The following is a 301-nucleotide window of genomic DNA, read 5'->3' on the forward strand; positions in this document are numbered from 1 at the left end:
ACACGAAGCGGAGGCGCAATCGCTTCGGCCTGGGCAGTCATGCGTTATCTGGGGCGGGACGGTTACCTCTCTCGCGCTGCTCAAATCCTCAAGCTGAGAGATGCCATATTGGCCTTCGTTGCACAGTGCCCCGGCTTGAAGATAGTCGGCGGAGCTGAGCTTAACGTGGTGGGAATACGGAGCGAATACTCTGACATCTATTCAATTGCAAGCCGGATGAAGGAGTACGGGTGGAAGATAAATATACTAAAGGAGCCAGAGGCAATACAATTTGTACTTGGACCACTGCGAGATGAATATA

1 pseudogene is annotated in these 301 nt (G+C 51.8%); it reads left to right on the forward strand.

Annotation, left to right across the window (positions count from 1 at the left end):
• Positions 1-39: 39 nt before the first annotated feature.
• Positions 40-301, forward strand: a pseudogene (locus tag EN807_RS36260) (hypothetical protein); the annotation flags it as partial.

The sequence above is a fragment of the Mesorhizobium sp. M5C.F.Ca.ET.164.01.1.1 genome (assembly GCF_004792125.1).
GTDB lineage: Bacteria > Pseudomonadota > Alphaproteobacteria > Rhizobiales > Rhizobiaceae > Mesorhizobium > Mesorhizobium wenxiniae.